This is a genomic window from Flavobacterium anhuiense, assembly GCF_004151235.1.
GTDB classification, from domain to species: domain Bacteria; phylum Bacteroidota; class Bacteroidia; order Flavobacteriales; family Flavobacteriaceae; genus Flavobacterium; species Flavobacterium anhuiense_A.
The window spans coordinates 1-15,281 of record NZ_JUIV01000025.1 but is presented as its reverse complement, the minus strand read 5'-3'; the positions used below and the strand labels follow the sequence as shown (position 1 = coordinate 15,281).

Genomic DNA, 15,281 nt, shown 5'->3' with positions numbered 1-15,281 from the left:
TTACAATGATTCTCTTATTATTAATTTTGTCGGCACATAACACTTCGTTTCTTCGTCATGCGTAATAAATGCCGCTGCTTTGGTTCCCATTTCTTTAAAATCGGTCGAAACAACCGAAATTCCTTTGTATATAAATTTCTTCATCGGGGTTTCGTTGTACGATAAAAAGCCAACATCTTTTCCCGGTTCGTAATCTTTCTCTTTGCACTGCTCTAAAAAGTGCCCTAAAATCCTGTCGCTTACGCTGATGTAGGCAATTCCTTTTTCAATATTGAACTTTTTAGGATCTGTAATCACTTCGTGTTCAAAACCAAAATCAGCACAAAATTTCTTAAAAAACTCCACCGTTTCCCACGGATGATTCGTAAAATCAGGATATACAAATTGTATCTTTTTATACTTTTTAAACAAATCAACAGCCTCCGTCAAAGACTCATAAAAAGCTTTCCCGAAATCCTGAAAAATGTAATTATTCGTTTTATCGGCCTGAATATTCCAATCAATCAAAAGCAATTTATCGCTTGCAATTGCTGATAACGCTGGAGCAATATCTCGGTGATCAAAATTCATCACCACATATTTATAATACTTCCCGATTCCGTTATTGATGATCGTTTTAAAAACATCAATATTATAATGATGAAACTGCACATCAGTAATCACATTATCTGGCAGATTGTTCACAAACGAATGATACAAAACCTCTTTATAAGCCTTAAACGTATCCAAAACCAAAAGAACTTTTCTTGTTTCACCTGCCACATAATAACCTTTATTCGGCACAGAATCAATTACTTTTTGGTCTTTCAAAATCGAATACGCCTTAAAAACCGTGTCTCTCGAAAGCTGATAGGTTTTGCAGATTACATTAACAGAAGGCAATAAATCTCCCTTTTGCAAAATATTTTCCGCAATAGCATTCGTAATCCCGTCAACCAACTGCTGGTACTTCGGAATATCACTTTCGTGATTGATTATAAATTCAAATTTTTCTTCTTCTTTTAGCATACCGTTCTGTTCCGTTCTGTTATGCTAAAGTAGCTAAAAATATTTTACAAAAAATTATTTTTTAGATTAAAATTGTTATTTTTTTAAGCCCTTTTAATCTAATATTTCGGGCGTGTGCTTGTCCCGATAACTATCGGGAGGCTATCCGTTGCAAGTCCTCGCACTTCCTTCGTCAGGCTCCGGGCTTTCCACTTCTATCCCTCACACGTAACGGTTTCAGAAGAAATGAACGTAACATTATTTTTTTTTAAAAAGCTTCAGCAATATAATTTACCGCAAAATTCGCGATTCAAATAGTTATCGGGGACACGAAGAACGCAAAGATTATTATCACCGATTTATCCGCCCAGTTTGTCATTCCGAGGAACGAGGAATCACACTAGAAGCTCCGTACAGAATAAAGCCAATCTTTATCGAATCCCGCGTGTGATTCCTCGTTCCTCGGAATGACAAACTCTTTTGAGAGAAATAAAAAACAAAACTTCAAGCAGCACAACCGATTGTATTTTTTCTTAAATTTTTTACAAAAATCTTAATCAAATAATCTTCTTATTCCATACGGATCAATCGTAACAATAGAACCGTCTTCCAAATAATCTATCTTCGTCACTTTCATGCTTCGAAGATGCGTCACTCCTTTTGAAAGGCTCGAATCATGATAAAACAAATACCACTCGCCTTCCACTTCACAAATAGAATGGTGCGATGTCCACCCGATAACCGGATTCAGAATCCTTCCCTGATAAGTAAAAGGCCCATACGGACTGTCTCCGATTGCATAACAGATGAAATGCGTGTCTCCTGTTGAATACGAGAAATAGTATTTTCCATTGTACTTATGAACCCACGAAGCTTCAAAAAAACGGCGCGCATTATCGCCTGCCAAAATCTCATTTCCTTTTTCATCCAAAATCTTGATTTCTTTTGGCTCTTCTGCAAACTCAAGCATATCGTCTCTTAACAAAGCTACAATTGGTCCCAGAGCTTTCTCTTCAGCCAAAGGCTCTTCGTTATTCTGATCGTATTTATTATTTCGGTATTTCTGAAGCTGTCCGCCCCAGATTCCGCCAAAATAGATGTAATGTTTCCCGTCTTCGTCTTCAAAAACCGCAGGATCAATGCTGTAGCTGCCTTTTATGGCATCTCTTTCAGGAACAAAAGGCCCTACGGGAGAATCTGAAACAGCAACGCCAATCTGGAAAATTCCGCTGGCGCGTTTGGCTGGAAAATACAAGTAATACTTTCCGTTTTTATGCGCCGCATCTGGCGCCCACATCTGCTTTTCGGCCCAGGCAACATCATCAACGTGGAGCGCAACGCCATTGTCAACAGCTTCCGATGAAATGTCTTCCATAGAAAAAACATGGTAGTCTTCCATTCCGAAATGGTCGCCGTTGTCATTGAACGGAATTCCAGCATCAATGTCATGCGACGGATAAATGTAAATCTTCCCGTTGAATACATGCGCCGATGGATCGGCAGTGTAGATATGGGATACTAAAGGCTTCGAAATAGCCTGATTATTGATTTCTTCAAAATTAATGTGTTCAATGCTGTCTTCAGGCATAGGGATATTTTTCTTTTAATAATTAACTTCTTCTTTCTTTAAGCTCAGTTTCAATCTGTACTTCCATTTCCTTGTTGATCTTATAGAAAAACAGTAATCCAGCTCCAATCAAAAAAGGAATTGCTGGAAAAATGCTCACCAGTAATTTAATTCCGTTTATGGCAGTTTGAGACTGTTGAGGTGTATTCGGAACGTAATCAAAATACCCTAAAAACAAAGTGGTTAACGCACCTCCAACACTCAACCCTGTTTTTAGTCCGACCATCATGGCAGAAAATATAATGGCAGTTGCACGGCGATTGTTCAGCCATTCTGAATAATCGGCTACGTCGGCAATCATTGCCCAAAGAATTGGGATTGTGATTCCGTAGAAAAATCCGTGCAGGATCTGAGAGAAAAATATTAATCCAATTGACGCTGGCGGATAAAAATAAAAAGCAATAATAAATAAGGTTGATATGAATAAGAACACACCAAAAACATTTCTTTTTCCGTATTTATCTGCCAGATTTTTAGACAACGTAATTCCGACAATCATAAAGATAATTCCGCCCGCATTAAATAATCCAAAACCTGCCGAAACAGGATCATTCCCAAAATGGTTCAATCCTATGTTAGTTAGAAAATCTAAAATGGGCTCGATAAAAACGGCCAATTGCTCTTTATCTACATAATTCTCAAAATAATACACATACGAACCGCCTTTCATCGCCAAAGTCACAAATACCAAAGTCGTCAAAGAAAGCATAATTATCCAAGGTCTGTTTTTAACTAAATCGCTTAAATCTTCTTTTATGCTTGATTTTTGTTCTGGCTTCGGAATGATTCTTTCTTTGGTGGTTAAAAATGTAATTAAAAGCATGATGGTTCCGATAATCGCCAAAGCAGTCATAACTTTTTCGATTCCGACAGCCTTATCTCCGTTCCCAGCACTTTTTATAATGCCAAGCATAAAAACCTGAACAAAAAACTGTGCAAACATCACCGCAACAAAACGATACGACGACATACTGTTCCTTTCACCCATATCTCCTGTAATCACACCACTTAAAGCAGAATACGGCAAATTGTTTCCTGCATAAAAAAGTAGCAGCAAGGTATAGGTTACAACAGCATAGATCACTTTTCCTTTATAGGAGAAATCAGGAGTTGAAAAAGCTAATAAAGCCACCACTCCAAGCGGAATAGCAGTTATTAAAATCCAAGGTCTAAATTTTCCCCATTTGGTGCTCGTTCTGTCTGCCAAAACCCCAATAATCGGATTAAAAATAAAAGCTGCTATTAATCCAACAATCAGCATGATGATAGAAGAATCTGTTGGCGATAATCCATAAATATCAGTGTAAAAATACGCTAGATAGGTCATCAAAGTCTGAAAAACTAGATTAGCTGCTAAGTCTCCTAAACTGTATCCAATTTTTTCTTTGATGGATAGTTTTTGTGAAATGTTACTCATTGGTGGTTTTGTGGTTAGTTAGTTCTCGTCCTGCAAGGTTTCCAAAACCTTGTGGCTTTCAATTGTTTCAAAATACTTCTCAAACATACCTACAAGGTTTTAAAAACTTTACAGAAAAGCAAATTTCAATCAAAACAATCGGTTGTGTAAAATTATACAAAAAAATATATACTGCAAATTTAGTTTGCTTTATTTATGTATTTTTCTATTTCACAACCGATTGTTAGACAATTCATCAAAATTTACGTGTTTTGGGTATTATTTTTTAGTTTCTTTCAGCTTTATTATGCTGTCATAAGCTTTTTTATGTCTTAAATCTTTATCAAATGGAAGCGGATAATTGGTTCTTCCTTTGATCGGCCAGTCGTTTAACCAAGATTGTCCATCATGAACGCCCCAAAATGTTACACGGCTTATTTTGTCTTTATGCTTTAAAAATAATTTAAAAATCGACGCATAACGTTCTGCAAGTTTGTTTTGGATAGAATCTGGCAATGCTTTTGGATACGGATTCATTTTTTCGCTTCCTTCAAATTTCTGATTTACATCTGCACCTTTCAAATCCCATGGATTTGGCAAAACGGTAATATCCAATTCTGTAAAAGCGACTTTAAGTCCTAAAGCCGAATATTCTAAAATGCTTTTTTCTATTTCTTCTATTGACGGACTATTTAATCGCCAGTGCCCCTGAATTCCAACTCCATCAATTTTTCCGCCTGCTGCTTTAATTTTCTTGATTAAGGCAATCGCTCCAGCTCTTTTTGCAGGTTCTTCAATATTATAATCGTTGTAATATAGATCAACTTTCGGATCGGCTTTTGCTGCGAGTTTGAAAGCATCAGCCAAATATTTCTCTCCGAGTGTTTTCAAAAAAACTGATTTTCTCAAGGTTCCATCTTCGTTTAGAGCTTCATTTACAACGTCCCACGAGTTAATTCTTCCCTTGTATTTGGAAACTATCGTTGTTATATGATCTTTCATAAACGCTTTCATCTCTGTACTATCAGCAATTTTTTCCATCCAAGGCGCTAATTGGCTGTGCCAAATCAAAGTATGCCCATGAATAAACATTTTATTCTTCTCACCATAGGCTATAAATTTATCTGCCAGAGTAAAATCGTATTTATCTTTCTGCGGATGGGTAAACATTGATTTCATGATATTTTCTGCCGTAATCGCATTAAATTCTTTTCGGATCAGAGAATCTTCTTTTGCATTTTTTTCATTGATCTGATTTAAATCAAGAGCGGTTCCTATATAAAAATCATTTTTATAGGCATCTTTTAAAGTAAGATTTTCTTTCTGCGATGTACAGCTGATAGATACTAGAGCTGTAAAGGCAAATAAATAAGGTTTAATAAATTTCATGTCTTTGGGTTTAAATAGTTAATATTTTTTATTTGATTTTACAAATTCAATTTATAAGCAATTCCCATTTCAAGACCTCTTAATTCAGCCAAACCTTTTAATCTTCCTGTGAGAGAATAACCAGGGTAAGTTTCTGTTTTTTCATCCACTTTATGAAGAAAACCATGATCTGGGCGCATAGGAAGACTTATTTTTCTTTCGTTTATTAATAGTAGTAATTTCTCTATAACAACTTCCATTCTGACATTTCCATTTAAATGCTCAGATTCCCTAAAAATGGTTTCGCTTTCGCGGATAGTGTTTCTCAGATGCAAAAAATGAATTCTATCTCCAAAATCGTCTATTATTTTTTCGAGATTATTTTTGGGATCAGCGCTCAAAGAACCTGTGCAATAACATAATCCGTTGGCAGTTGAAGGAACGGCGCTGAAAATAGCTTTCAGATCGGCTTCTGTTGAAACAATTCTTGGAAGACCTAAAACCGAAAATGGCGGATCGTCTGGATGAATAGCTAATTTTTGCCCATTTTTATCCGCAATTGGAGTTACTTCTGATAAGAAATAAATCAGGTTTTCTCTTAATTTTTGATTGTCTATTTCGGCATAATTTTCTAAAAGAGATAAAATCTGTTCTGCTGTAAAATTGATTGTACTTCCTGGCAGTCCTAATAAAACATTTTTAAACAATAATGCTTTTTCTTCTTCAGATAACTGACTTCCAAATTGCAGTGCTTTTTCTTTTTGAGCATCAGAATAATCATTTTCTGAATTTGGTCTTTTCAAGAGAAAAACATCAAAATAAGTAAAAGCATCCTGATCGTATAACAAAGCTCTGCTTTTGTCTTCGTTTATAAAATTATGATTGGTTCGCACCCAATCCAGAATCGGCATGAAATTGTAGGTTATGGTTTTGATTCCGCATTCTGCCAGATTTTGCAAACTGATTTTATAATTTTCAATGTATTGCTGATAATTTCCCGAAGCTCGTTTGATTTCTTCATGAACAGGTAGACTTTCAACTACAGTCCATTCCAACCCTTCATTTCTAATCATCAGCTGTCTTTCCTGAATTTCTTCAACCGTCCAAATCTCGCCAACAGGAATTTGATGCAATGCGGTTACAATTCCCGTAGCACCAGCTTGCTTAATATCGATAAGTTTTACGTTGTCTTGAGGTCCAAACCAACGCATGGTTTGCTGCATTTTAATCATACTTCTTTTTTTTTGCCACTAAGGCGCTAAGGCACAAAGTTTTTTTTCTACCATTAAGGTATTAAGTTCATAAAGCTAAGCCTTTAATTATCCTTTTTTCTTTAGGTTTAAGTCCATAAAGTCACGCCTTAATTTCCTTTTTATCATAACGATTGAGTTCAAAGTTTTGCTTAATTTTCTTAATACCTTAATGATAGAAAAACTCTAAAGAAAACCTTTAGGCCTTAGCGCCTTTGTGACATTTTCACAATTAAAAACCAATACTATTTCCACCATCAACTGGCAATACTGTACCAGTAGTATATTTTGATTCGCTTAAAGCGAAATAATATACCGCGTCTGCAATATCTGATGGTTCTCCTAAATACCCCATTGGTGTTCTTCCTAATACTTTATTTTTTCTTTCTGGATCGTTGTCAAGTGCCGTCGAAGACATTTTGGTTTTAATGAATCCTGGAGCAATACAATTCGCACGAATACCAAACTGTGCCAATTCAACTGCCATAGCACGAGTCATGGCTTCGATTGCGCCTTTGCTTGACGAATACGCAATAACTTTTGGGATTCCGTATTGTGATGCCATAGAACTTATATTGATGATGCTTCCTCCTCCATTTTCTTTCATGTTTTTTATCACTTCCCTGCTCACAGCAAAAACGCTCAATAAATTGGTATGAATTATCGAAAGAAAATCTTCGTCAGTTACATCTGGAATTTCTTTTTTCATATTGATGCCTGCATTGTTAACCAAAATATCTACTGGCCCATTCTTCGTAATACTTGCGATCATTTCGGGAATTCCGGCTAGATTATTTAGATCAAAGATGACAGGAACAGCATTTTCACCAATTTCTTTGCAGGCTTCTTCTGTTTTTTCTTTTGATCTTCCGATTATATAAGTTGTGATTCCGTTGTCACAAAGTTTTTTTGCGGTTGCAAAACCTAATCCCGAATTTCCTCCGGTTACAATTGCCGTTTTTTTGCTCATAATTTTTATTATACATTTTTTGAACGCTGATGACACGGATTCGCTATAGCGAAAACGCTGATATATACGGATTTTTTATTCTTATTTTAAATGGAAAAAATCCGTCTTTTTTCCGTGTCTTCGCTATAGCGAATCCGTATCATCCGCGTTACAATTATTTATTTATCCATTCCCCGGTGCAAAAGGGAATTTTAATGATTTGAAATGCTCTAAAGTCTGCGTTGGTTTTTCTACACTAGGAGGAAGTTCTTTTCCTGAAAATTGCTGAAAATACAGCAAACAAGCATCGCGCCACCATTTTGCTTCTTTATACTGAATTTCCAATAACATTTCGACTTCTTTAAAACGTTCGCTGTCGATATATTTTTCCGTTTTCTTCCAAATCTCCTGCATCTCTTTGACCTGATTTACGCCTTCCTGATATTTTAGCGCCAGACCATTCCAAAGCGTTTGACCATTTTTTAGTTTATAATCCCACGAAACATGATGAAACCACAAAAGGTCTTTTTCAGGACAGGTTTCTAAGTTATCAAAGAGATTTGCGACTTCTGGTGCGTATTGCGAAACGGCATTGGTTCCCGATTTCGATCTGTCAAAACCAATCCCGTTTTTATCTGCTTTATGATAATAGGTCGGATTCCATTCTGGTCTTGATAAATTGGAAACCCACGGTCCTGGCCCATAATGATGTCCCGTGTCCATGATATGATGCAGACCAAGTGGTGTCATATAATTGACAACGGCTTCACGAGATTCTATCATGACATTTTTTACTGGTTTGATGAAGTTTTCATCATTAGAAAAAGTACTTCTTAACCATTCGTCGGCAATGGTTTCTGAATCCAGATACGGATTCCACGCCAGTCTTCCGAAACCGTACCAATTGGCCTGTGCAAACGGATGTCCTGTCCAGTTTAAGTCGTTTCCAATATTAGCAACGCCTGCGATCCCTGTTAGTTTATTTTGATATAAAGTGCCGTCAATCACTTTGGCGATGGTTGAACCTTTTCCTTTTTGATAAGTATCGGATTCCAGAACTTCCTGAAATAATTTAGGAAGGAAAACCAAATGCGTGCTGAAACCTAAATATTCCTGTGTAATTTGAAATTCCATCATTAAAGGCGTTTTTGGCATTGCTCCAAATAATGGATGAAATGGTTCTCGTGGTTGAAAATCGATGGCTCCGTTTTTGACCTGAACAATTACATTTTCCCTGAATTTTCCATCGTAAGGCTGAAATTCAGCATAAGCCTGTTTGGCACGATCGTTCGCGTCATGTTCAGAATAGACAAATGCTCTCCACATAACTACTCCGCCAAAAGGCGCAACAGCATCGGCCAGCATATTAGCTCCATCGACATGATCTCTTCCGTAATTTTGAGGCCCTGGTTGACCTTCTGAATTGGCTTTTACCAAAAATCCGCCAAAATCTGGAATTCGCTTATAAATTTCTGCCGACTTGTTTTTCCACCAATTCATCACTTCAGGATCTTTTGGATCGGCAGTCTTTAGCTTCCCAATTTCAATAGGCGCCGAAAATCTTGCAGTTAAATACACTTTTATTCCATAAGGCCTGAAAACATTGGCCAAAGCTTCTACTTTCTCTAAATATTGCGGAGTAAGAATTAAAGCGTTTGCATTTACATTCGTTAAAACCGTACCGTTAATTCCGATTGAAGCATTCGCTCTGGCATAATCAATATAGCGCTGATCGATAAAATCAGGCAATTTCTGCCAGTTCCAAAGAGAAAATCCAGCGTAACCACGTTCGATAGTTCTATCCAGATTATCCCAGTGATTTAGGATTCTGATATTGGTCTTAGGAGAATCAGCAATATTTAAGTTTTTAATCGATTTATTCGTCTGCAGTATTCTCAAGAAATTAAAAACTCCGTATAAAACGGCAACATCATTTTTTCCCGTAATAACAATTTGTCTTTTATTCTTAAGGGAAAAAGATCTTATGATAAAACCTTCATTATTTATTTTATCAAAATCAGACTGCAGTTCATTTTTAATTTCTGCATTTAAATTTGACTGTGAACCTACAATAATATTATTCTCTCCTTTTACTTCTGATTTAATTTCAGGAATATTTCCCAACATGGTCAAAAATGCCGTTTTCAGTTCTTTTTCAGCAATTTTTATGGTTTCAGAATTTCCTAATATTGCGATTCCTTTAATATTGTTTTTGTATTCTGAAGCCATTCCAGAATTGGTAACGGCATTATACTGAAGCCAAAGTTTATAATCCTTTTGTGCTGAAGCTGAAAAGGAAATCAGAAAAAACAGAAAAACAAATCTTAGTAAAGTCATTGGTTAATTTTATTCTTTTAAAATCTTTTTTTAAACAACAATATTTTATTTCTTGTTTAGAGCATTTGATAAAATTTTAATTCAAAAAATATATTATTCGAAATAAAACAACAATTGCAATCGGTTGCGTAAAAATATAGGATTGTTATGTAAGAAAAAAATTTTAGCTACTTTTTTTTCTAAAAAAATAATTTATATAACAAATAAAAGCAGGATAATTATAAAAACTATCCTGCTCTATGGTATGTTAAAAAATTTTTTAGCTTTATTTCTGAGTAGATTCTCTTGCGAGTACTTCTGTATTTAAAAAAGTGATTTCTTTAGCATCGTCATTTTTAGACGATTTTAAATTTTTAATGATAATTTCAGCCGCCGCCTTTCCCATTTTTTCAGCTGGATGCGTAATAGTCGATAAATTCGGATCTATAATCTGCGAAATTGGATCATTATTAAAACCAATAACTTTGAATTCTTCGGGTACTTTAATACCGCGTTTTTTAGCAGTTTGAACAGCGCTTACAGCCAAAATATCTCCTGGCGCAAACAATCCGTCTGGAAGTGGCTTTAAATCGAATAAAGCATTACTAGCTTTAACACCGTCTTCGTAAGTAACAGAATTTAGATTGATAATCAGTTCTTCCTCAATTTCGATATTATGATCTTTTAAGGCTTCTATATAACCTCTTTTTCTTTCGTTATACAGATTCCCTAATTCAGAACCAGCTGTAAAATGTGCAATACGAATACAACCTTGTTCAATGAGATGTTTGGTTGCTTTGTAACCTGCTGTATAATTGTCAATTACTACCCTGAAAGTATTATAACCTTTTGGAACCCTGTCGACAAAAACCAACGGAATATTATTGTTGGAAAACTGATGAAAATGAGCCGTATCTCTAGTTTCCATCGCTAGAGAACAAATTACGCCGCTTACGCGATTTGAGTACAAAGATTTCGCCATATTCACTTCTTCTTCATACGAATCATGCGACTGCATAATGATTACCGTATAATCCGATTTTTGAGCTGTGATTTCGATTCCGCTAATTAAAGAAGACAAAAAGGGCTGTGTAACGGTAGGAATCAAAACACCAATTGTCCTAGTTTTGTTGCCACGTAAACCTGCTGCTAAAGTATTTGGGACAAAACCCATTTCTTCAGCAGTTTTTTTCACTTTCTTAATCGTCTTATCACTTATCGTGTGATGATCTTTTAAAGCTCGTGAAATAGTAGATGTTGCCAGATTAAGTCTCTCGGCAATGTCATAAATCGTTACATGTTTATTTTCTTCCATGAAATAAAAAATAAAGATGTAAATATAAGCTATTTTCCCTCAAGATGTTCTTTAGAAAAACTGAGATTAGACAAAATATTCCCAACCAACCGTCTTATAAATAGCAGTTGGTTAGGAATATTAATTTCTGTCCTGATCCTTTATTTTTGAACATTGTTCTTTTTGTCTTTTAGAATTTTACCTTCTTTGGTAAACTCTAAATCAATTTTATTAGTCAGATCGACATCGAGATCTTTGTGTCCATAGTCGATGTGCGTTATTTTTTCGTTCGGATGATTTTTGGCTACATAAGCCTTAATATTATCTGGAATAAAATCGGTTGGAATTGGGTTATCTTCGCCATCAACTTCACGGTACGAACCGTCTTTCCAGAACTCCACCTCTGTTCCGTCTTTCAGTTTTACTTCATAACCTTTTTCTCCATGTTCAGGATCTTTTTGAGCTTTTTCTACCGAAGTATGGTTAAAATGCTTCTTTAGAAATTCCTGTGCCGGTTTTGGCAATTCGGTTACTTCGATTTTCTTCTGCGCGCTGGCCGAGATTGTTATAATAAACAATGCTATGGCTAAAAATATCTTCGTATTCATAATTTGATTTTTTAAATGTAGTCTCACTAATTTACTACAACCAAAAATGCATTCAAATGATTTTAAGAAAGTTTTAGAGTTTTAATCACACTTAAAAATCTGATTACCAAAGGTTTTAAAAACGGTTAATATCACAACTTTGCTTAATAATTTTATTTTTAGAAATATTATTTTGATTGTTTTGTAGTACTTTTACCTCCAAGCCAAGAATTAATTGGCTTCTTAAATCCCAAGTTTACAAGACTTTAAAAACTATTCTATTTTTTATTTAGGATACAAACCAAAAGCGTATGGCGATCTGGTCAGGAAGATTATATTTATTGATTTTCATCTTTTTATCGTTTGGTCTGCAAGCTCAGATTGAAACGAAAAAGAAGAATTTTGTTTCCAGAAATCCTCTAAAAATTAAAGAGGATAAAAATACACTGGCCCTTTATGATTTGTACAATAAAGGCGAAGAGAAAAAGGCTTACAAAAAAGCACATTCTATTCTAAAATCAGGGACTGCGGACAATAGAGCTCTTGCAAGAACTAATCTGCTTCTGGCTTATTATTTCAATAAAAGAGCCATTATAGATTCTTCTATTTATTATACTCACCAGGCTCTAAAATTTAATACTGCTGTAAACGATTCATTAAAAAGCAGGCTTTTTTCACTTGGCTATAATTTGCTGGCCATCAATTATAAAAAAAGAGGTTTGCTGAATGAAAGTAAAAAATGGCACTTAAAAGGTATTGAAGCTTCTCAAAAATACAACGAAACAAATCTTTATTATACCCACACGCACGGTTTGGCACAAACATACAGTGAATTGGGCGATTATGACAATGCACTGGAATTGTTCAAACAATGTTTGGAATATAAAGATGACAACGAAATTATCTTAGGAAGTTATATCAATATTGGAGACATTTATTCGAAGCTGAAAGATTACGACAATGCCAATATTTTTTATAAAAAAGGAAAAGTACTCTGCGAAAAAACCAATAATAATCAGGGACGAGTTATTGTTTTACTAGGTCTCGGAGAGAATTATCAACTGCAAAATAAATCTCAGGAAGCTTTAAAAATGTTTCAGGAAGCACTTGCTATTGCTGATAAAAGCGAACTAAACCAACTGTCTATTGTTTCCCGCAGCAGTATTGGAGATACTTATATTTCTTTGAAAAAATACAACGAAGCTAAACTGATATTTTCTGAAGCGCTTAAGAAATCTGTTCATTTTGGTCTACTTCAAAATCAGAGTTATATTTATGATGAATTGAGAAAAATCGCTATTCTTCAGGACGATTATAAAAGTGCTTATTCATTTTTTGAAAAATCGACACACATAAAAGATTCTATCAATAATCTTCAGAAAATAAAAGAGATTAATGAGTTAGAAGTCAAATACAAAACGGCACAAAAACAAAAAGAAATCGAAACTTTAAAGTTTGAAAACGAAGCTAGAAAACTGACGCTTGCCAATCAGGAAGAGGCCATAAAAAACATGATTCTGCAAGAGGAAATTTCGAAGAAAAATAACGAAAATACAATTCTGGCGTTTCAGAATTCATCGAACAAAAAAAGAAATGAAATTGCTCTTTTAAAGAAAGATCAGCAATTGAAGGCTTTAGAAATCAATCAGCAGAAAAAAATGCGATGGTTTACCGTTATTGCTTTTCTGGTTTTACTTATTCCGATAATGGGCCTTTTGTTTCAGTATTATAAACGATTTAAAGTTCAGCGTTTACTTAATATCAAACAAGCAGAAATCAGTTCACAAAAAATTGATGGCATTCTAAAAGAACAGGAATTAGAACTGATAAAAGCTTCGATAAGCGGACAAGACAAGGAAAGAAAGCGAATTTCGCAGGAATTGCACGATAGTATTGGCGGAAATTTAGCTGCTATAAAACTACAAGTCAATCATTTGAATGCTTCTGATTTTTCTACTATTCAAAGAATCAGTCTTCAATTGGATGAAACGTATCAGCAGGTTCGAAATTTATCACATACACTTCTTCCAAAGAAATTCAGCCAGAATAATTTTTTAGAAGTTCTCGAATCGTATTTGAAAAATATCAGTGAAGCAAGCAAAATCAAGATTTCGTATATTCCATTTCCGAAGAAAGAAATTAATGAACTGGATGAAAATATTCAGATTGAGGTTTTCAAAATTATCCAGGAACTTTTAACGAATACGATTAAACATGCAAAGGCTTCGGAAGTGGAAATCCAGCTGAACTATATTGAAAATATATTTAATGTTATGTTTGAAGATAATGGAATTGGTTTTGAAACGAAAAACTATTCTAAAGGAATTGGTTTTATTAATCTCGAGAACCGCATCAAAAAACTAAATGGCTCTTTTGCAATTGATTCGAAACTAAAAAGAGGTTCTATTTTTAATATAGAAATTCCGATTGCAGAACCGAAAATTAAACCGAAAATTAAAGGAATTGATTTGAAAAATCAGCTTGATGAATTGAAAAGCAACTAATATATTTGTTGAATGAACCCAGTTAACTTACTTATTGCCGACGATCATACGATGTTTCTTCAGGGAATTATTGCTCTTTTGGAACAGGAACCTAATATTACCGTTATTGACAAAGCGGTAAACGGAATTGAAGCGCTCGAAATCGTTAAAAAGGGAATTGTTGATTTTATTATCTTGGATATCAGCATGCCTGAAATGGACGGAATTGAATTGAGTAAAATCCTCAAAAAACAGTATCCAAATGTCAAAATATTGATTGTAAGCACACACAGCAATGTGATGGTTATTTCGAGACTAATTCGAATTGGGGTGAATGGATATTTGTTGAAAAATGCTGAAAAAGTAGAGCTTTTAAAGGCTATTAATACAATTGCTTCGGGAGAAAATTATTTTGCGGAAGAGTTGGAAGAAAAGCACCTTTCGAATAGTTCTCGAATTGAAAAACAGGTTTCAAATTTAACCGAACTCAGTTCGAGAGAAAAAGAAATTCTGGTGCTGATTGCACATGAGTATAATACGGCAGAAATTGCCGAAAAAACGTTTATTAGTTTAAATACCGTAAATACGCACCGCCGTAATTTATTGTCTAAACTAAATGCTAAAAATACGGCGGGTCTTGTAAAATACGCAGTCGAAAATGGTTTAGTTGATTAAATTATATCTGACTAAACTATATTACTAAGCTCGAACAAAAGTAAAGCTCCCCAATGCTTATACTAATTATTCGAGCAAGTAATAAGAATCTGATTTTAATCAAATTAAAATTGCATGATAACATCAATTTAATTCTCCAAAAATATAGTTTGATACACCTCGTTTACATGACAATTTAATACAAAAGTACTCCTATTCTTGTTCTTTTAAATCACTATAAATAGTGATTTTTACTAGATTTTATACTTCCGTTTAAGTTTAGCATTCCAAAACCATATAAAAACAGAAAACCCCGTTTCCAACGAAACGGGGTTTTCAAAAGAAAGGCGACGACATACTCTCCCACATG

At 34.7% G+C, this 15,281-nt stretch carries 11 protein-coding genes; 2 read left to right on the top strand and 9 right to left on the bottom strand.

Annotation, left to right across the window (positions count from 1 at the left end; translation table 11 throughout):
- The 9 genes from NU08_RS20610 to NU08_RS20570 form a co-directional block, all read right to left on the bottom strand.
- A complete protein-coding gene (locus NU08_RS20610) occupies nucleotides 1–1,008 on the bottom strand; it encodes a GntR family transcriptional regulator (RefSeq protein WP_129748932.1) in 1,008 nt (335 codons plus the stop codon).
- 532 nt (nucleotides 1,009–1,540) lie between these two features.
- Complete coding sequence (locus NU08_RS20605) at nucleotides 1,541–2,575, bottom strand: glycoside hydrolase family 43 protein (RefSeq protein ID WP_129748931.1); 1,035 nt, start codon at nucleotides 2,573–2,575, stop codon at nucleotides 1,541–1,543.
- 22 nt (nucleotides 2,576–2,597) lie between these two features.
- The gene (locus NU08_RS20600) at nucleotides 2,598–4,031 is read right to left on the bottom strand and encodes an MFS transporter (RefSeq protein ID WP_129748930.1); all 1,434 of its coding nucleotides are present in this window, start codon (nucleotides 4,029–4,031) and stop codon (nucleotides 2,598–2,600) included.
- Between the two features lie 258 nt (nucleotides 4,032–4,289).
- Nucleotides 4,290–5,399 (bottom strand): endo-1,4-beta-xylanase, encoded by a 1,110-nt coding sequence (locus NU08_RS20595; RefSeq protein WP_129748929.1) that lies wholly within the window; start codon nucleotides 5,397–5,399, stop codon nucleotides 4,290–4,292.
- Between the two features lie 38 nt (nucleotides 5,400–5,437).
- On the bottom strand, nucleotides 5,438–6,601 hold the full coding sequence (uxuA, locus tag NU08_RS20590; RefSeq protein ID WP_129748953.1) for a mannonate dehydratase: 1,164 nt from the start codon (nucleotides 6,599–6,601) through the stop codon (nucleotides 5,438–5,440).
- Nucleotides 6,602–6,860: 259 nt separating this feature from the next.
- Nucleotides 6,861–7,598: an SDR family NAD(P)-dependent oxidoreductase gene (locus NU08_RS20585; protein ID WP_091498139.1), complete on the bottom strand. Its 738-nt coding sequence runs from the start codon at nucleotides 7,596–7,598 to the stop codon at nucleotides 6,861–6,863.
- A gap of 162 nt (nucleotides 7,599–7,760) precedes the next feature.
- Nucleotides 7,761–9,914: an alpha-glucuronidase family glycosyl hydrolase gene (locus tag NU08_RS20580; protein WP_129748928.1), complete on the bottom strand. Its 2,154-nt coding sequence runs from the start codon at nucleotides 9,912–9,914 to the stop codon at nucleotides 7,761–7,763.
- A 265-nt stretch (nucleotides 9,915–10,179) separates the two neighbouring features.
- Nucleotides 10,180–11,208: a LacI family DNA-binding transcriptional regulator gene (locus NU08_RS20575; protein WP_129748927.1), complete on the bottom strand. Its 1,029-nt coding sequence runs from the start codon at nucleotides 11,206–11,208 to the stop codon at nucleotides 10,180–10,182.
- Nucleotides 11,209–11,348: 140 nt separating this feature from the next.
- Complete coding sequence (locus NU08_RS20570; protein WP_129748926.1) at nucleotides 11,349–11,795, bottom strand: PepSY-like domain-containing protein; 447 nt, start codon at nucleotides 11,793–11,795, stop codon at nucleotides 11,349–11,351.
- Nucleotides 11,796–12,085: 290 nt separating this feature from the next.
- Between NU08_RS20570 and NU08_RS20565 the strand changes: the two genes are divergently transcribed.
- Nucleotides 12,086–14,278 carry a tetratricopeptide repeat-containing sensor histidine kinase gene (locus NU08_RS20565; protein WP_129748925.1) on the top strand — a complete coding sequence of 731 codons (2,193 nt, stop codon included), beginning with the start codon at nucleotides 12,086–12,088 and terminating at the stop codon, nucleotides 14,276–14,278.
- Between the two features lie 12 nt (nucleotides 14,279–14,290).
- Complete coding sequence (locus NU08_RS20560) at nucleotides 14,291–14,932, top strand: response regulator transcription factor (protein ID WP_129748924.1); 642 nt, start codon at nucleotides 14,291–14,293, stop codon at nucleotides 14,930–14,932.
- The last annotated feature ends 349 nt before the right edge of the window (nucleotides 14,933–15,281 follow it).

Excerpts from the sequence above, each read along its gene's own strand:
- NU08_RS20595 (WP_129748929.1), bottom strand. The coding sequence starts at position 5,399 with ATGAAATTTATTAAACCTTATTTATTTGCCTTTACAGCTCTAGTATCT.
- NU08_RS20570 (WP_129748926.1), bottom strand. The coding sequence starts at position 11,795 with ATGAATACGAAGATATTTTTAGCCATAGCATTGTTTATTATAACAATC.
- NU08_RS20580 (WP_129748928.1), bottom strand. The coding sequence starts at position 9,914 with ATGACTTTACTAAGATTTGTTTTTCTGTTTTTTCTGATTTCCTTTTCA.
- NU08_RS20610 (WP_129748932.1), bottom strand. The coding sequence starts at position 1,008 with ATGCTAAAAGAAGAAGAAAAATTTGAATTTATAATCAATCACGAAAGT.
- NU08_RS20585 (WP_091498139.1), bottom strand. The coding sequence starts at position 7,598 with ATGAGCAAAAAAACGGCAATTGTAACCGGAGGAAATTCGGGATTAGGT.
- NU08_RS20560 (WP_129748924.1), top strand. The coding sequence starts at position 14,291 with ATGAACCCAGTTAACTTACTTATTGCCGACGATCATACGATGTTTCTT.
- NU08_RS20600 (WP_129748930.1), bottom strand. The coding sequence starts at position 4,031 with ATGAGTAACATTTCACAAAAACTATCCATCAAAGAAAAAATTGGATAC.
- NU08_RS20565 (WP_129748925.1), top strand. The coding sequence starts at position 12,086 with ATGGCGATCTGGTCAGGAAGATTATATTTATTGATTTTCATCTTTTTA.
- NU08_RS20575 (WP_129748927.1), bottom strand. The coding sequence starts at position 11,208 with ATGGAAGAAAATAAACATGTAACGATTTATGACATTGCCGAGAGACTT.
- uxuA (WP_129748953.1), bottom strand. The coding sequence starts at position 6,601 with ATGCAGCAAACCATGCGTTGGTTTGGACCTCAAGACAACGTAAAACTT.
- NU08_RS20605 (WP_129748931.1), bottom strand. The coding sequence starts at position 2,575 with ATGCCTGAAGACAGCATTGAACACATTAATTTTGAAGAAATCAATAAT.